Annotated in this window: 12 protein-coding genes; 5 read left to right on the top strand and 7 right to left on the bottom strand. The window is 65.3% G+C overall.

Going from position 1 to position 16,294, the window contains the following annotated elements:
* Positions 1-98: 98 nt before the first annotated feature.
* The 3 genes from ppnN to MnOB_RS09470 form a co-directional block, all read right to left on the bottom strand.
* On the bottom strand, positions 99-1,496 hold the full coding sequence (ppnN, locus tag MnOB_RS09480) for a nucleotide 5'-monophosphate nucleosidase PpnN (RefSeq protein ID WP_077523976.1): 1,398 nt from the start codon (positions 1,494-1,496) through the stop codon (positions 99-101).
* Between the two features lie 253 nt (positions 1,497-1,749).
* A complete protein-coding gene (locus tag MnOB_RS09475) occupies positions 1,750-2,796 on the bottom strand; it encodes a class I SAM-dependent methyltransferase (protein WP_077523975.1) in 1,047 nt (348 codons plus the stop codon).
* Positions 2,797-3,016: 220 nt separating this feature from the next.
* Positions 3,017-3,520 (bottom strand): hypothetical protein, encoded by a 504-nt coding sequence (locus tag MnOB_RS09470; protein WP_077523974.1) that lies wholly within the window; start codon positions 3,518-3,520, stop codon positions 3,017-3,019.
* 207 nt (positions 3,521-3,727) lie between these two features.
* Between MnOB_RS09470 and MnOB_RS09465 the strand changes: the two genes are divergently transcribed.
* Positions 3,728-8,125, top strand: a complete 4,398-nt coding sequence (locus MnOB_RS09465; RefSeq protein WP_077523973.1) for a DEAD/DEAH box helicase — start codon at positions 3,728-3,730, stop codon at positions 8,123-8,125.
* 243 nt (positions 8,126-8,368) lie between these two features.
* On the opposite strand, the gene MnOB_RS09460 is transcribed toward MnOB_RS09465, so the two are convergent.
* On the bottom strand, positions 8,369-9,127 hold the full coding sequence (locus MnOB_RS09460) for a Mut7-C RNAse domain-containing protein (protein WP_077523972.1): 759 nt from the start codon (positions 9,125-9,127) through the stop codon (positions 8,369-8,371).
* Between the two features lie 52 nt (positions 9,128-9,179).
* Positions 9,180-9,833, bottom strand: coding sequence for a peroxiredoxin (locus tag MnOB_RS09455; RefSeq protein ID WP_077523971.1), 654 nt, complete (start codon positions 9,831-9,833; stop codon positions 9,180-9,182).
* A 310-nt stretch (positions 9,834-10,143) separates the two neighbouring features.
* Between MnOB_RS09455 and MnOB_RS09450 the strand changes: the two genes are divergently transcribed.
* The gene (locus tag MnOB_RS09450) at positions 10,144-10,431 is read left to right on the top strand and encodes a GYD domain-containing protein (RefSeq protein WP_077523970.1); all 288 of its coding nucleotides are present in this window, start codon (positions 10,144-10,146) and stop codon (positions 10,429-10,431) included.
* 50 nt (positions 10,432-10,481) lie between these two features.
* On the opposite strand, the gene MnOB_RS09445 is transcribed toward MnOB_RS09450, so the two are convergent.
* The gene (locus MnOB_RS09445; RefSeq protein WP_077523969.1) at positions 10,482-11,201 is read right to left on the bottom strand and encodes an EthD domain-containing protein; all 720 of its coding nucleotides are present in this window, start codon (positions 11,199-11,201) and stop codon (positions 10,482-10,484) included.
* Positions 11,202-11,468: 267 nt separating this feature from the next.
* On the opposite strand from MnOB_RS09445, the gene fusA reads away from it, so the two are divergent.
* Positions 11,469-13,571: an elongation factor G gene (gene fusA, locus MnOB_RS09440; RefSeq protein WP_077523968.1), complete on the top strand. Its 2,103-nt coding sequence runs from the start codon at positions 11,469-11,471 to the stop codon at positions 13,569-13,571.
* 418 nt (positions 13,572-13,989) lie between these two features.
* Here the strand turns inward: fusA and MnOB_RS09435 are convergent, their stop codons facing one another.
* Entirely contained in the window at positions 13,990-14,886 is an 897-nt protein-coding gene (locus MnOB_RS09435; RefSeq protein WP_077523967.1) for a LysR family transcriptional regulator, read from the bottom strand.
* A gap of 171 nt (positions 14,887-15,057) precedes the next feature.
* Here MnOB_RS09435 and MnOB_RS09430 point away from each other — a divergent pair, with 171 nt between their 5' ends.
* Positions 15,058-15,780 carry a cysteine hydrolase family protein gene (locus MnOB_RS09430; protein WP_077523966.1) on the top strand — a complete coding sequence of 241 codons (723 nt, stop codon included), beginning with the start codon at positions 15,058-15,060 and terminating at the stop codon, positions 15,778-15,780.
* A gap of 2 nt (positions 15,781-15,782) precedes the next feature.
* On the top strand, positions 15,783-16,253 hold the full coding sequence (locus MnOB_RS09425) for a RidA family protein (RefSeq protein WP_199824512.1): 471 nt from the start codon (positions 15,783-15,785) through the stop codon (positions 16,251-16,253).
* Positions 16,254-16,294 lie beyond the last annotated feature (41 nt).

The raw sequence follows: 16,294 nt of genomic DNA, 5'->3' as shown, positions 1-16,294 counted from the left end.
CTGCCCAGTAGCGTTAGGGGCAACTGCGTTGCCCTTGGCGAATAAATTCGCCCCTACAAGGTTGCGGACCGAATCCGCAATTGTGTTTCCGTGGGAACTCAGCCTGCCAGCTCCGCCACGTGACTTTGCACCACCCGGTAGCAAGGCACATAGGCCGCGCCGCCAGGGAGTTTCATCCGGTGCTGACGGACGAAGGCCTTGAGCAGGTCGTCCAGCGGCTGCATCACCGCGGCGTCGCCGTGGATTTCGTAGGGGCCGTACTGCTCGATCAGGCGAATGCCCTTGTCTTTCACGTTACCGGCAACGATGCCGGAAAAGGCCCGACGCAGGTTGGCAGCCAGCTCGTGGGGCGGCAGGTCGCGGCGCAGTTCGAGGCTGGCCATGTTCTCGTGGGTGGGTTCGAACGGGTGCTGGAAGCGCTCGTCGATCTTCAGCAACCAGTTGTAGTGGAAGGCGTCGTTGCGCTCGCGGCGGAACTGCTTGACCGCCTTCAGGCCTTGGGCCATCTCGATGGCGACCGCAGCCGGGTCGTCGATGATGATCTTGTAGCGGCTCTGCGCGGCTTCGCCCAGCGTGGCGCCGACGAAGGCGTGCAACTGCTCCAGGTAGGCGGCGGCGCTCTTCGGCCCGGTGAGCACGAGAGGGAAGGGCAGGTCCTGGTTGTCCGGGTGCATCAGGATGCCCAGCAGGTAGAGGAATTCCTCGGCCGTACCGGCGCCGCCCGGGAAGATGATGATGCCGTGACCGACGCGAACGAAGGCCTCCAGGCGCTTCTCGATGTCCGGCAGGATCACCAGTTCGTTGACGATCGGATTGGGCGCTTCGGCAGCGATGATGCCGGGCTCGGTCAGGCCGAGGTAGCGACCGCCGTGGGTGCGCTGCTTGGCATGGCCGATGGTGGCGCCCTTCATCGGGCCCTTCATCACACCTGGGCCGCAGCCGGTGCAGACGTCCAGATGACGCAGGCCGAGCTCGTGGCCGACCTTCTTGGTGTACTGGTATTCCTCGGTGCTGATGGAGTGGCCGCCCCAGCACACGACGATCTTCGGCTCCACGCCGGCGCGCAGGGTGCGGGCGTTGCGCAGCAGATGGAACACGTAGTCGGTAATGCCTTCGGAACTGTCCAGGTCGAAGCGGTGGCTCTTCAGTTCGTTCTCGGTGTGGACGATGTCGCGCAGGGCACTGAACAGCATCTCGCGGGTGCTGGCGATCATCTCACCGTCGACGAAGGCGTCGGCAGGGGCGTTGATCAGTTCCAGGCGTACGCCGCGGTCCTGCTGGTGGATGCGGACTTCGAAGTCCTTGTAGGCGTCGAGGATGGTCTTGGCGTTGTCGCTATGGGCGCCGGTATTGAGGATGGCCAGGGCGCACTGGCGGAAGAGCTGGTACATGCGGCCGGAGCCGGCTTCGCTGAGCTGCTGCACTTCCAACTGGGAGAGGGTGTCGAGGGCGCCCTTGGGGCTGACCTGGGCATTGATGACTTGTCTTCTGGGCATGCGGAATTTCCTTGCAACGATGCCGGAGGGCCGGTCGGCCGACGCGGCGGAATGCGGGGCGCCGTGATCCATGGCGCAGGTTGAGGCGGTGTTTCTTATCTGGGCACTACGAGGTTAAGGATTTATTGCAGGATAGCTTCGGCAGTCATGATTCAGCGTAATAGCGAGATTACTGTCTGTCTGACAAGGACTTTCTTGGAGATGTTCAAGCCCGTGGAGTCGTGGGCGGCCGGGTTGCCGCCCACCGGCTACCTCACTTGCGTGCTTCCAGGATCAGGTTGAACGGCGTCTCCGTGGCTCGGCGGAACTGGCTGAAACCGGCCTCTTCGAACACCTTGCGCAGGCGTGCCTCGCCGGCCTGGGCGCCAAGGCCGAGGCCCACTTCCTGGGACAGCGAGTTGGGCGTGCAGATGAAGGTGGAGGCCGAGTAGAACAGGCGACCCACCGGGGTGGCGTTGTCGTCGAGCTGGTCGTTGGCGTAGGGCTCGACCAGCAGCACGGTGCCACCGGGTTTCAGCGTCTGCCAGGCGTGTTTGGCCGCACCTACCGGGTCGCCCATGTCGTGCAGGCAGTCGAAATAGCAGATCAGGTCGAAGCCGTCTTCCGGATAGTCTTTGGCGCTGGCCTGGACGAAGGTGGCTCGGTCCGCCACGCCCCCGTCCTTCGCCCGCTGGTTCGCGGTTTCGATGGAGGGACCGTGGTAGTCGAAGCCGATGAAGCGCGAGGCGGGAAAGGCCTGCGCCAGGATCACGGTGGAGGCACCGTGGCCGCAGCCGACGTCGGCTACCTTGGCACCGGCCTTGAGCTTGTCGACGACGCCATCCAGGGCTGGCAACCATTCGTTTACGAGATGCGCGCGGTAGCCGGGCCGGAAGAAGCGCTCGGTGCCGCTGAACATGCAGGGATGGTGATCGCCCCAGGCCAGTCCGCCATCGCCGCGCATGGCTTTCACCACCTTGTCCTTGTCATGGAAGAGGGCGGCGATGACCGAAGCTCCGCCCGCCACGTACACCGGCGAGTCTTCCACCGCCAGGGCCAGGGCCTGTTCCTCGGGAAGGCGGAAACGCCCGTTGTCGTGTTCCATGTAGCCGGACGCGGCGTGGGCGCTCAGCCATTCACGCAGCAGGCGAGCGTTGCAGCCTGTCCGGGTGGCCAGTTCTTCAGGAGTGACCGGCTGGCTGTCGGCCATGGCGCGATAGAGGCCGAGTTCGTCGCCGAGGATGATGTTGGCGAGCATCGCTGCGCCACCCATGTCGGTAACCAGCTTGCCCATGAAGTCGTTGAGTCTGGATTCGTCCATCGCCTGTGCTCCTCTGGCAAGTGGGCAACCATCTGGCCGGAGCGACAGCGAAATGCGGCGACGGGAGCCGTAGGGGCAATGGAAGGAGCCGCGGCAGCCGGGTTGTGATGGCTGGAGAGGCTCCTTCCGTGTCCCGCAATCGCAGGACACTTTCAGTCTAGTGGCCAGCCAATGGTCCATTGCGGGCCGAGGGGGTGCAGCCGATAAGCGGCGTGCCCCGTCAGACGTAGATGCTGACCCCGCCTTTGGCCTGCAACCAGTCGCGGTAAGTGGTCAGGGACGTGGTCTGCTTGTCGCCGTCGTAACCGATGAAGCCGATGCCACTGTCCTTCTCGTCGAAGCCGGCATCGATCAGCTTCTGCACCTTGTCTTTCAGCTTCAGCGCATCGTCGCGTTCCAGTTCCGACACGTCGGGAAGCTGGATTCTGTTGGCGTCGGTGCTGGGCTGCGTGGTTTCGGTCGGTCGGGTACTGCCGGTCTGGGTGCCACTGATGGCGTTGCCGCCGCCGCTCATGGCGCGGAACAGGCCGCCACGGCTCTGGGCGATCAGGGCGTTGGCGTAGCGCCGCAGGTCGCCGACCGGGTCCTGGGTGGTGGTCGACTTGTCTTCGCTCTTGCCAGCGCTGGTGCTGGTGGGAGCGGTGTCGGCCGTGTTGCTGGCATTGCTCCTGGAGGCGAGCCCCAGATAGCTGGCCAGGGCCGAGTTGCTGGAAATGGTGGTCATGGCAGTTCCTCTGCGCGATCTGACCGCCTGTTCAGCATTATTTGGGCCAGCTGGCTGAAAGGCCCATGCTTGCTGGGCTTCGAGGTACTGGTGTGCCACTCCGGCGGCAGGCGCTTGCCGTCTGCGGGCAACGACCTGCCGCCGTGGCGGGCGACCATCGGTCCGGCCTCCTTGAGTCGCTGTCGGGCGCCCACCATAGTGAGTGCCATGACTTCGACTCGCCGATCCGCACCGGCCGCGCTGGAGGGCTTTCACCCGGCTGTCGCCGCCTGGTTCCGCGCCAGCTTCCCCGCCCCGACGCCGGCCCAGGCCCTCGCCTGGCCGGCCATCCGGGCTGGGGCGAGTACGCTGGTGGCCGCACCCACCGGCTCGGGCAAGACACTTACCGCCTTTCTCTCGGCCATCGATGAACTGGTCCACGAGGGGCTGAAACACGGCGGCCTGCAGGATCGTTGCACGGTGGTCTACGTCTCGCCGTTGAAGGCGTTGTCCAACGACATCCGAATCAACCTGGAAGAACCGCTGGCCGGCATTCGTGCCGAGCTGGCGCGGCAGGGCCTGGCGGATGTGGATATCCGCACCGCCGTGCGCACTGGCGATACGCCCCAGGCCGAGCGCGACGCCATGCGCAAGCGCCCGCCGCACATCCTGGTTACCACGCCGGAATCGCTCTACATCCTGCTGGGCTCGGAATCCGGCCGCGCCATGCTGGCCGGGTGTCGCAGCCTGATCATCGACGAAATCCATGCCATCGCCGGCAGTAAGCGCGGCAGCCACCTGATGCTCAGCGCCGAACGTCTGGAGTCGCTGTGCGGGCGCAGCTTGCAGCGCATCGGCCTGTCGGCCACGCAGAAGCCCATCGAGCGCGTGGCGGCCTTTCTCATGGGCCAGGGGCGCGATGCCTGCACCCTGGTGGACGTGGGTTACAGCCGCGAGCGCGACCTCGCCATCGAAGTGCCCCCCGTGCCGCTGGAAGCGGTGCTGAGCAATGAAGCCTGGGAGAAGGTCTACGACCGGCTGGCCGAGCTGGTGGCCGACCATCGCACCACCCTGGTGTTCGTCAACACCCGCCGGCTGGCAGAGCGCGCCAGCCGCCACCTCTCCGAGCGCCTCGGCAATGCCGCGGTCGCCGCACACCATGGAAGCCTGGCGCGGGAACTCAGGCTGGATGCGGAGCAGCGGCTCAAGCGGGGTGATCTCAAGGTGCTGGTGGCGACGGCGTCGCTGGAGCTGGGCATCGATATCGGTGATGTCGAACTGGTCTGCCAGCTCGGCTCGCCACGCAGCATCGCCGCCTTCCTGCAGCGAGTCGGCCGCTCCGGCCACAGCGTCGGCGGCACGCCCAAGGGGCGGCTGTTTCCGCAATCGCGGGACGACCTGATCGAATGCGCGGCGTTGCTGGATTGTGTGCGCCGCGACGAACTGGACGCACTGGTCATCCCCCATGCGCCTCTGGACGTGCTGGCCCAGCAGATGGTGGCCGAAGTGGCCAGTCAGGAGTGGGGCGAGGATGAGCTGTATCGGCTGATGACTCGCGCCATGCCCTACGAGGACCTCGCGCGGGCGCAGTTTGATGCCCTGGTGAAGATGCTCTCCGAGGGCTTCAACGGCCGCCAGGGTGTGCGTGGCGCCTACCTGCATCGCGATGCGGTGAATCGCCGTCTGCGCGGACGCCGTTCCGCGCGCCTGACGGCCATCACCTCCGGTGGCGCGATTCCCGAGACCGCCGACTACGCGGTGGTGCTGGAACCCCAGGGCGTTCCGGTGGGCAGCGTGCACGAGGACTTCGCCGTGGAGAGCCTGGCCGGCGACGTGTTCCAGCTGGGCAACCAGTCCTATCGCATCCTTCGCGTGGAACCGGGGCGGGTGCGGGTGGAGGACGCCCAGGGCCAGCCGCCGAACATTCCCTTCTGGCTGGGGGAAGCGCCGGGGCGTACGGATGAGTTGTCGGCAGGGGTGGCGAGGTTGCGGGGGATGGTGGAGGACTCGTTAGCGGAGTCCGAGCCGGACCAGGACACCCTCACCCCCGGCCCCTCTCCCGCAAGCGGGAGAGGGGAGCAGAGCGAGCGGGCGATCGAGGCATTGCGCGAAGAAGTCGGCCTCAGCGAGGCGGCGGCGCGGCAGATTGTCGAGTACCTGGCGCGGGCACGGGCTGCGCTGGGGGCGCTGCCGACCCAGCAGCGGCTGGTGATGGAGCGCTTCTTCGATGAATCCGGCGGCATGCAGCTGATCATCCATTCGCCCTTTGGCAGCCGTCTCAATCGGGCCTGGGGATTGGCGTTGCGCAAGCGCTTCTGCCGCAGTTTCAACTTCGAATTGCAGGCGGCGGCCACGGAAGATGCGCTGATCCTATCGCTCGCCACCAGCCACAGCTTCCCGCTGGAGGAAGTCTGGCGCTATCTGCATTCCAACAGTGCCGAACACATCCTGATCCAGGCCATTCTCGATGCGCCGCTGTTCGGCGTGCGCTGGCGCTGGAACGCTTCTGCGGCACTGGCTTTGCCACGCTACTCCGGCGGTCGCAAGGTTGCGCCACAGATCCAGCGCATGCGCAGCGAAGACCTGCTGGCCAGCGTCTTCCCCGACCAGGTGGCCTGCCAGGAAAACCTCGTGGGCGAGCGCGAGATTCCCGATCACCCGCTGGTGGCCCAGACCCTTGATGACTGCCTGCACGAGGCCATGGATGCCGAGGGCTGGCTGGCCCTGCTGCGACGCATGGAGCGTGGCGAGGTGCAACTGGTCGCCCGCGACCTGCCGGCGCCATCCCCCCTGGCGGCAGAAATTCTCGGGGCGCGGCCCTATGCCTACCTCGATGACGCTCCGCTGGAAGAGCGACGTACCCAGGCTGTGCAGCAGCGCCGCTGGAGTGATCCGGAGTCCGCCGACGATCTGGGGGCGCTGGATCTGGAAGCCATCGCCGCGGTGGCCGAAGAAGCCTGGCCACAGGTGCGCGATGCCGACGAGATGCACGAAGCGCTGCTCGCCCTGGCCTGTATCACCCACGCAGAGGTGCAGGCCAATGACGGCTGGTCCGGCTGGCTGGCGCAATTGGCCAAGGCCCGTCGGGCGAGCTGTCTGCAACTGGAAGGCAAACCGGCAATGTGGGTGGCGGCCGAGCGTCTGGAACAGTTTCACGCGATTTATCCCGATGCCGTGCTCAATCCGGCTATCGCCGCGCCGGAGGGATTCACATCTGCCTGGGAAGCCGAGGCGGCGTTGGTGGAGGTCGTGCGCGCTCGCATGGGTGGCTTCGGCCCGCTGTTCCTGGCGCGGCTGGCCAGCGACCTGCGCCAGTCTCCTGCGATGCTCGGCGTTGCCCTGGCCAGCCTGGAGCGCGAAGGGCAGGTGCTGCGCGGTCGTTTCACGCCGGGCACGGTGGAAGAGGAATGGTGCGAGCGCCATCTGCTGGCGCGCATTCATCGCTACACCGTCAAGCGCCTGCGCCGCGAGATCGAGCCGGTGGAGCGGGCCGATTTCATGCGTTTCCTGTTCGACTGGCAGCGCATCGCCCCGGCAACCCAGGTCCGTGGCGCCGAAGCCCTGGCGATGGTGCTGGGGCAACTGGAAGGTTTCGAGGCCGCCGCCGCTGCCTGGGAAAGCGAGATTCTTCCCAGCCGGGTGGCCGACTACGGGATCAACTGGCTGGACGATCTCTGCCGTGCCGGCCGGGTGGTCTGGTGCCGTCTGGGTGGACGCGGCAAGGCCGCAGGGCCGGTGCGTGGTACGCCCATCCTCTTGCTGCCGCGCAAGAACCTGGGGCTCTGGCGTGCCTGCCTGCAGGATGCGCCGACCCCCGAACCTTCGCCGCGTGCCGAGCGGGTGCGCCAGGTGCTGGCCGGGCAGGGCGCGTTGTTCTTCGACGAATTGATGGACGAGGCCCATCTGCTGCGCAGTGAGCTGGAGGATTGCCTCGGTGAACTGGTGGCTCTGGGCCTAGCCAATGCCGATAGTTTCGCCGGCCTGCGCTCGCTGTTGCTGCCGGCGGCCCGGCGCAGCCGGCATGACCGCCGTGCACGCCTGGCCCTGGCCAACATGCAGGACGCCGGGCGCTGGGCACTGCTGCGCGGCAAGGCCGAAGAGGGCACTGGCAAGGTTCCGGCCGATGCCCTGGAACACGTGGCCCGGACCTTGTTGCGCCGATATGGCGTGGTGGGCTGGCGCCTGCTTGAGCGCGAGGCCAATTGGCTGCCGCCCTGGCGCGACCTGCTGCGGGTCTACCACCGTCTGGAAGCGCGCGGCGAGATCCGGGGCGGGCGCTTCGTGGCCGGCGTCTCCGGCGAACAGTTCGCCCTGCCGGAAGCCGTGGGACTGCTGCGCGAAGTGCGCAAGCGTCCGTTGGCTGGACACCTGACCAGCCTCTCGGCCTGCGATCCGCTGAATCTGCTGGGGACCTTGCTCAACGGCACCAAGGTGCCGGCGGTGGCGGGCAATCGCCTGCTGTTCCGCGATGGCGTGCCGGTGGCGACGCTGGTGGCGGGCAAGGTGAACCTGCTGCAGGACGCCGATCCGGCCACCGCCAATGAATGGCGCGCGGCGCTGATCCGCCAGCCGGCGGCAACGCCTGTTGGGCAGCAGTCGAGACGGGCGCGGATGTTTCCAGGATGAGTAAGCACCCCTCGTAGGGTGCGCCGCGCGCACCAGCGGTGTTTCCGGCTGACACTCACTTCGCGCCCGGCGAGGAACCGGTGCGCATGGCGCACCCTACGGCGAAGTCCGCGCTACAGCTAACCGCTTGTAATAGCTCAGAAATTGACCCAACCCAAGCAGCCCCCCGCCAGACCTGGCGCCTGGCCATCTCCCGACAGCTTATCCACAGCTTCATCCACCGTTTTTGTGGGTATGCGGGGCTCAGCCTTCGCTGGACTTATCCACAGCCAACAAGGGAGCGAGCAGCGTGCACATGCTGCGCCAATGGGAGCCTTCCCAATACAGCCGGTCGCAGGCCGTACAGCTGAGGAAGCGCGAATAGAGCGCACCGATGCGGGGCGGCACACGGGGGCGGGCGAGCTCCGGAGCGATCTCCTGGAGCGGATGGTTGCAGTGCAGGCAGATGCTGAAGGGATTGGCGCTGCGGGCCAGGTCCAGCCGTTCGAACAGCTCCCGCAGTTGCAGCGAGGGTTTCAGAGCATGCACGTAGCAGCCGTGGGTGATGATGCGGCGCTTGAGCAGCTCGCGGTCGCGGGTCAGCACGATGCGCCCTTCATGGGCGGAAATCTCGGCGATCTGGCCATCCTCGAAGCCGTTGTCGTAGAGGGTGTCGAAACCGCACATGCGCAACAGGCTGGCGAGGCCGCCCAGGTGGGCGTCGGCTACGAAGCGCAGTACCCGCAGCGGGCGTGCGCGGACCTTGAGCAGGGGGCTGATGTCCAGCGTTTCGAACTTGGGATAGACGGCCACCCGGTCGCCATCGAGAATCACCCGCTCGAAACCGACCGACTCGCCATTGAGCAGCACCAGTTCGACTTCGGTGTGCGGCACGCCCAGCGCCTCGATCATGTGCTTGACCGTAGCCGCCCGCGCGCAGGCACAGCTGAAGGCCTGCCGGCGCCGCTCGGCGGGCAGGAAGTCATTGAGCTCTTCGTAGAATCGGAACGTTGCCCTGACCATGCAGGACAGTATGGCAGCCCGTGGCGCGCCCTCCCGGGGAGGGCGCGACCGGTCATTTCGGCTGGGCGACGACCCGCAGGTACGGCTTCAGGGTCTTGTAGCCGTCCGGGTACTTCTTCTTCGCGTCTTCGTCGGAGACCGAGGTGGGGATGATCACGTCCTCACCGGGGCGCCAGTTCACCGGTGTCGCCACCGTGTGCTTGGCGTTGAGCTGCAGCGAATCCAGCAGGCGCAGCACTTCGTCGAAGTTGCGGCCGGCGCTCATCGGGTAGACCAACATGGCCTTGACCTTCTTGTCCGGGCCAATGAGGAACACCGAACGCACCGTGGCGTTATCCACTGCGGTGCGGGGGCCGGCGCTGGCATTGGGGTGGATCATGTCGTAGAGCTTGGCCACCACCAGATTCTCGTCGCCGATCATCGGGTAGTTGACCGCATGGCCCTGGGTTTCCTCGATATCACCGACCCACTTGCGGTGATCGCTGACCGGGTCCACGGACAGGCCGATGACCTTGGTATTGCGCTTGTCGAACTCGGGCTTGAGCTTGGCCATGTAGCCCAGCTCGGTGGTGCAGACCGGCGTGAAGTCCTTCGGGTGGGAGAACAGGATGGCCCACTGGTCACCGATCCACTGGTGGAAATTGATGGTGCCTTCGGTGCTGTCCACGGTGAAGTCGGGTGCTTCGTCACCAATGCGGATTGCCATGTACGTCCTCCTTTGTCTGGCTGTTTGGGCCCGCCAGTGCCTGGCGGCTATCGCGGCAGGCCCTCGAGCCTTCCGGGCCTGAAAGTATAGGTCGGCCTCCCGCGCCTGCCCGGCGGACAGTGGATCAGTGGTCATGCGCGCCGTTCCGGGAGTGCTATTCCTACCTTGTGGAGGTCGTCGGAAGCTCGCTGTCGACAGGGCCCGTGGCGCGTTGCGCCGGATGGGCATGCATGGCGGGAAGAGTGGCGGCCTTCTTCCAGTGCTGTGACTTCCGCAATCCCGACCGTCGCCCTCCAACAGGAGCGCGCGTATGGCTACGTTCATCACGCTGGCGAGCTTCACCGACCAGGGTATTCGCAGCGTCAAGGATTCCCCGGATCGCTTCGTCGCCTTCAAAGGGTTGGCCGAGCAGCTTGGTCTTTCGGTCAAGACCGTCTACTGGACGGTAGGCAGCTACGACCTGGTGCTGATAGTCGAGGGGGATGAGGAAGCGGCGACCACCTTGCTGCTCAAGACGGGCCAGTTGGGCAATGTCAGGACGCAGACATTGCGTGGTTATTCGGAGCAGGAGTTCCGGCGTCTGCTCGGCGGCCTGTAAAGCGTCCAGCCCTTGAAGGGGAGCAGCACCAGCGGCCGCTCCCCTTGGGCTCAAAGCGCGGCGGCTGCCTTGAGCAGGTACTGGCTGGTGGGCAGGACATCGAGCTTGTCGAAGTCGATGAAGCGATTGCAGCTGTCCATCATCGCCGCCAGGTTCTTCTGGAATTTCACTTCATCGCCCGCGGCATCGAAGAACGCCATGGGGTTGGTCATGGCGGCCGGCGGGAAGGCCTCCTCGACTATCGCATCCACTGGCGTGGCGCCGTGGGTCAGGGCACGCACCACCAGGTTCTGCACGTAGAGGAAGTTGTCCTGGGTGTCGATGGCGACCCGGGTGTGATGGGTGCGCCAGATATCCAGCCAGGCATCGCGCGTCAGGCGCGGCGGGCAGCTGAGGAAGGCGATTTGCGAGAAACCGTGGGTACGCTGGCCGGGATGGGCCGGGAAACGGGTATTGCGAATCGCCACCGATTCGCACACCAGATAGGCCGCCAGCCGGCTGGAAACGGCGTTGAGGACGTCATCGAACGGGCGGCGGACGTCGGCGTTGGCGCTGTCGACCCAGAGCGACAGGGTGGCGTCCGGCAGCGGACGGTTGTTCTCCTGGCGCAGCCCGGCGGCAGGGGCGACGTCGGCATCCGCCAGGTTCACCTGCAGGCCTCGTGCGCCCAGAGTGAACAGCTGTTCGGCGACTACGCCGCGCAGTTTCTGCGAGAAGTTTTCGACGCTGTCCTGCGGGGCGCGCCACAGGGTGTAGATGATCTTTTCCACGGCAAGGTCCTTGTTTTTATGGAGGCGCCCAGACCATGCGGCCTGGCGCGCGGAGCGGCATCGTCCACCCGGACTAGCGGATGAGTGGCCAGTAGCGTGGTCGAGGCGGTGCTAGCGTTAGGGGAGGGGACGTGCGGCCTTGGGGACTGCCATTCCCGTGCAGCAGGCCATTCGCCCACAACCCTTGTACTCGAACCCGGTGCCGGTGGCACCGCCGGAGTGCGTGCGGCCCTGCCATAACCCATAACCCGCACGGAGGTGATCGCCATGGCCCGTACAACCCCCATCAGCCACTACCGCAACATCGGCATAGTGGCCCACGTGGATGCCGGCAAGACCACCACCACCGAACGGGTTCTCTACTACACCGGGGTCAACCACAAGATGGGCGAGGTGCATGACGGCGCCGCGACCATGGACTGGATGGTCCAGGAGCAGGAGCGCGGCATCACCATCACCTCGGCGGCCACCACGGCGTTCTGGAGCGGTTCGCGCAAGCAGCTCGACAAGTTCCGCATCAACATCATCGACACCCCCGGCCACGTCGACTTCACCATCGAGGTCGAGCGTTCCCTGCGCGTGCTGGATGGCGCGGTGGTGGTGTTCAGTGGCGCCGATGGCGTGGAGCCGCAGTCCGAGACCGTCTGGCGCCAGGCCGACAAGTACCACGTGCCGCGCATTGCCTACGTGAACAAGATGGACCGCGCCGGCGCCGACTTCCTGCGGGTGGTGGAGCAGATCAAGAAGCGCCTCGGCCACACGCCGGTGCCGATCCAGCTGCCTATCGGCCAGGAAGAGAACTTCAACGGCCAGATCGACCTGATCCGCATGAAAGCCATCTACTGGAACGACGCCGACCAGGGCGCCAGTTTCCGCGAGGAGGAGATTCCCGCCGAACTGCGAGAAGAGGCCGATCACTGGCACAACGTGATGCTGGAAGCGGCGGCCGAGGCCAATGAGGAGCTGATGACCAAGTACCTCGACAGCGGCGATCTTTCCGAGGAGGAAATCAAGACCGGCCTGCGCATTCGCACCCTGTCCTGCGACGTGGTGCCGGCCGTGTGTGGCTCGTCGTTCAAGAACAAGGGCGTGCCGCTGGTGCTGGATTCCGTGGTCGAGTTGCTGCCGGCGCCCACTGAAATCCCCTCGATTCGCGGCACCCATCCGGACGACCCGGAGAAGGAAGACGAACGTCACGCCGACGACACCGAACCCTTCTCGTCCCTGGCCTTCAAGATCGCCACCGACCCCTTCGTCGGCACCCTGACCTTCGTTCGCGTCTATTCCGGCGTGCTGAGCTCGGGGGATGCCGTGCTCAACTCGGTGAAGGGCAAGAAGGAGCGCGTCGGCCGCATGGTGCAGATGCACGCCAACCACCGCGCGGAGATCAAGGAAGTGCGCGCTGGGGATATCGCTGCGCTGATCGGCATGAAGGACGTCACCACCGGCGACACCCTCTGCGACCTGAACAAGCCGATCATCCTCGAGCGCATGGACTTTCCTGAACCGGTGATTTCCATCGCGGTAGAGCCCAAGACCAAGGCCGACCAGGAAAAGATGGGTATCGCCCTTGGCAGGCTTGCCCAGGAAGACCCGTCATTCCGGGTCAAGACAGACGAGGAAACCGGACAGACCATCATCTCCGGCATGGGCGAATTGCACCTGGACATCATCGTCGACCGCATGAAGCGCGAGTTCAATGTCGAGGCCAATACCGGCAAGCCCCAGGTGGCCTACCGCGAGACGATCCGCAAGACCTGCGAGATCGAGGGCAAGTTCGTTCGCCAGTCCGGCGGCCGCGGCCAGTACGGCCACTGCTGGATTCGCTTTGCCCCGGCGGACGAAGGGCAGGAGGGGTTGGTCTTCGTCAATGAGGTGGTGGGTGGTGTCGTGCCCCGCGAGTTCGTCCCGGCCATCCAGAAAGGCATCGAGGAGCAGATGAAGAACGGCGTGCTCGCCGGCTATCCGCTGATCGGACTGAAGGCGGCGGTGTTCGACGGTTCCTCCCACGACGTGGACTCCAGCGAGATGGCGTTCAAGATCGCCGCCTCCATGGCCACCAAGCAGCTCTCGCAGAAAGGCGGCGCAGTCCTGCTGGAACCGGTGATGAAGCTGGAAGTGGTGACACCCGAGGATTACATGGGCGACATCATGGGCGACCTCAACCGCCGCCGTGGCCTGATCCATGGCATGGACGATAGCGTGTCCGGCAAGATCATCCGCGCCGAAGTACCCCTGGGTGAAATGTTCGGCTACGCCACCGACGTGCGTTCCATGTCCCAGGGCCGCGCCAGCTTCTCCATGGAGTTCGCTCGCTATGCCGAGGTGCCGGCGAGCATTGCCGAGGCGATTGTGAAGAAATCGGGCTAGGGCCTGCAGGGGTTGGGAGGGTAGGTAGGTTGTGGCGGGCGGCGTTCCGCTAGAGCGAAGCTAAGCCCAACGATAGAGGCCGCAACGTTGGGCCTCGTTCCTCGGACCAACCTACGGCAGATCTTCGATCTGCAGCGAATGAATTCGCCCCCACAGGAAGAGTGCCCCGATAGGAGATGTGCCAGGGCAGGGCGGTGCCGGCGTGAGTCACCCCTCTCCCTCTGGGAGAGGGGCCGGGGGTGAGGGTGGTCGTGCCCCGTGCGGATTTCCAATGGCAGCTCTTCGAGCTGCTTGGCGAATGAATTCGCCCCTACAAGTAGCATCGCCAGACGAAAAGAAAAACGGGCCCGCTGACCCGTTCCCCATGTGGCTGGGGCGCGCGGTGAGGACGCGTCATCCTCGGTATGAGGTCCGGGCCTTACCCAGTGACGAAAAGCGGTTCTCCGGCAGCAAACTCCACCAGGTATTCGATCAGTGCCCGTACGCGCGCGGGCACGAAGCGCCGTTGTGGCCATATCGCGTAGATGTCGCGGGAAGGGGCCTGCCAGTCCGGCAGTACCTCCACCAGTTCGCCTCTCGCCAGTTCCGCATGACAGAGATTCAGCGGGCAGAAGAGGATGCCAAGGCCGGACAGGGCGGCATTCACTGCCAGCTGGAGGTCGTTCACGCGCACTCGCGCCGTGGGGCTGAACTTGAACTGCCCGGTCCCGGAGCGATGTCGAAGCGACCAGAACGCCAGCGGCTCGGCCACCAGCAGATCATGCAGCGCCAGCTGTTCAGGCTGCTCGGGGAGGCCGCGCCTGGCGAGATAGGCGGGCGCCGCGACCAACCGGGCTGCTATCGCTCCCAGCTTGCGTTGATTGAGCGAGGAGTCGTTTTGCACTCCCGTCCGGATGGCCAGATCTCCATGGCTGCCAACCAGGTCCTCGGTCCTGTTGCTCAGTTGCAGCTCCAGGCGGATTGCCGGGTAGCGCTCCAGGAAGCCTGTCCAGGCCGGGGCCAGAAGACCGTTGGCGAGGTTGACGGGAGCCAGAACCCGCAGCACGCCTGCCGCCTGGTTGAGCGTGTCGTCCAGGCGCGCGGTGGTTTGCAGCAGAGCCTGGACCAGGGGACGGCATTGCTCGTAGTACTGCCACCCTTCGGCTATCGGCAGCATGCGCCGGGCGCTGCGGTGCAGCAGGCGGCAGCCCAGCGACCTTTCCAGTTTCTGCAGGCGACGGGTCAGGGTCGACGCAGGCATTCCAGCCTGCTGCGCAGCGGCGCTGAGGCTCCCCGCTTCGACGATAGCAACGAAAAAAGCCAGATCATCCAGCATGATTGCAACTATGCAATTTGATATTGAGATCGTGACTATAGTTGCAAGGAAAGATGTTTCCTAGGCTTCCGATTGCCCGGAGGCGAGTGCCGCCGGGTTCGGTAGTGAAGATTTCGGGCGAGACGTGCGCTGGTGCAGGCAGGGTCGCCCCCGGACGAAAGGGAAACATCCATGACGACTCGAAAAAACTTTGCTCTCCCTCGCTTGGCTGTACTGCTGGCCCTGCTCTCCACGGCCGGGGGCGTGGCTGCCCGGGATTCGGGCTCGGGGGTCGAACCCGAGCGATTGGGCGGTGAGGGCAAGGCGGCATTGTTGCTGGTCGAATATCAGCATGAGTGGCTCGACCCAAGCGGCAAGCTGCATCACCTGATGCAGGACCGCGAGCAGTTCGACAGGGCGGTGGAGGCCAGCCGGCGCTTGCTGGCCGGCGTCAGGAAAGCCGGTCTGCCGGTCATTCATGCGGGGCTGAATTTCACCGAGGGCTATCCGGAACTGGGCCAGGCCGGCTCCGGCCTGAGGGAAGCCATCCCGCGGGTAGGTACATTCAGAGGCGTGGGTGCGTCCTTCATGGCTCCCTTCATCCCGCAGGCGGGTGAGTTCGTCATATCGGGCCGTCAGGGCGCCAGCGCCTTCTCTGGCTCCAATCTCGACAGCTATCTGCGCAATCAGGGGATCGACACGCTGCTGATCGCGGGCTTCGCTCTGCACGTTTGCGTGGAATCAACGCTGCGAGCCGCCCACGACCTGGGCTACAACGCCGTGCTGGTGGCCGATGCGACGGCGGCCTTCACCTCGGAACAGCGACACCATGTGCTTGCGGAGGTAGTGCATCACTTCGGCCAGTCCATCGAAGTCGACCAGCTCATAGGTGCGTTGGAGGCCAGCGGAGAATGAACATGAGGACGTTGTGGTTCCTGTTGGCCCCGGTCCTCGGTGGCTGTGCGGGTCATGTCGGCGCGGGGCAGGGGGCCGTATCAATGCGCGCGGTCAATCCGCCAGGCGCCGTAATACCCGGAATTTCCCAGGCGATGCTGGTGGAGAAGGGCAGGCTGATGCTGCTCTCCGGACACGTTCCATTGGGGCTGGACGGCTCGGTGGTGGCCACGACGCTGGAGGGCCAGATGCAGCAGGTAATGGAGAACCTGAGCGCGACGCTGAAGGCAGCGGATGCGGACTTCTCCAACGTTGCACGCCTGACTATCTACGTCCGTGGCTATCAGCCCCGACAGTTGGAAGGTATCCGCGCCGTGCGCGACCGCTGGATAGATAGGAGCAGGCCTCCCGCCAGTGCATTGATCGGTGTCGAGTCGCTGTTCCATCCGCAAGTGCTGGTGGAGATCGAGGCCATTGCGGTTCTGCCTGAATAGCGCACGTGATGGTTGGCGGCGCTGAAGAAAGCAGGCGCAAG

It is taken from the genome of Metapseudomonas resinovorans, from assembly GCF_002003485.1.
Taxonomy (GTDB): Bacteria; Pseudomonadota; Gammaproteobacteria; order Pseudomonadales; family Pseudomonadaceae; genus Metapseudomonas; species Metapseudomonas resinovorans_D.
The sequence above is the reverse complement of the archived record's forward strand: the minus strand, read 5'-3'. Positions and strand labels throughout refer to the sequence as shown.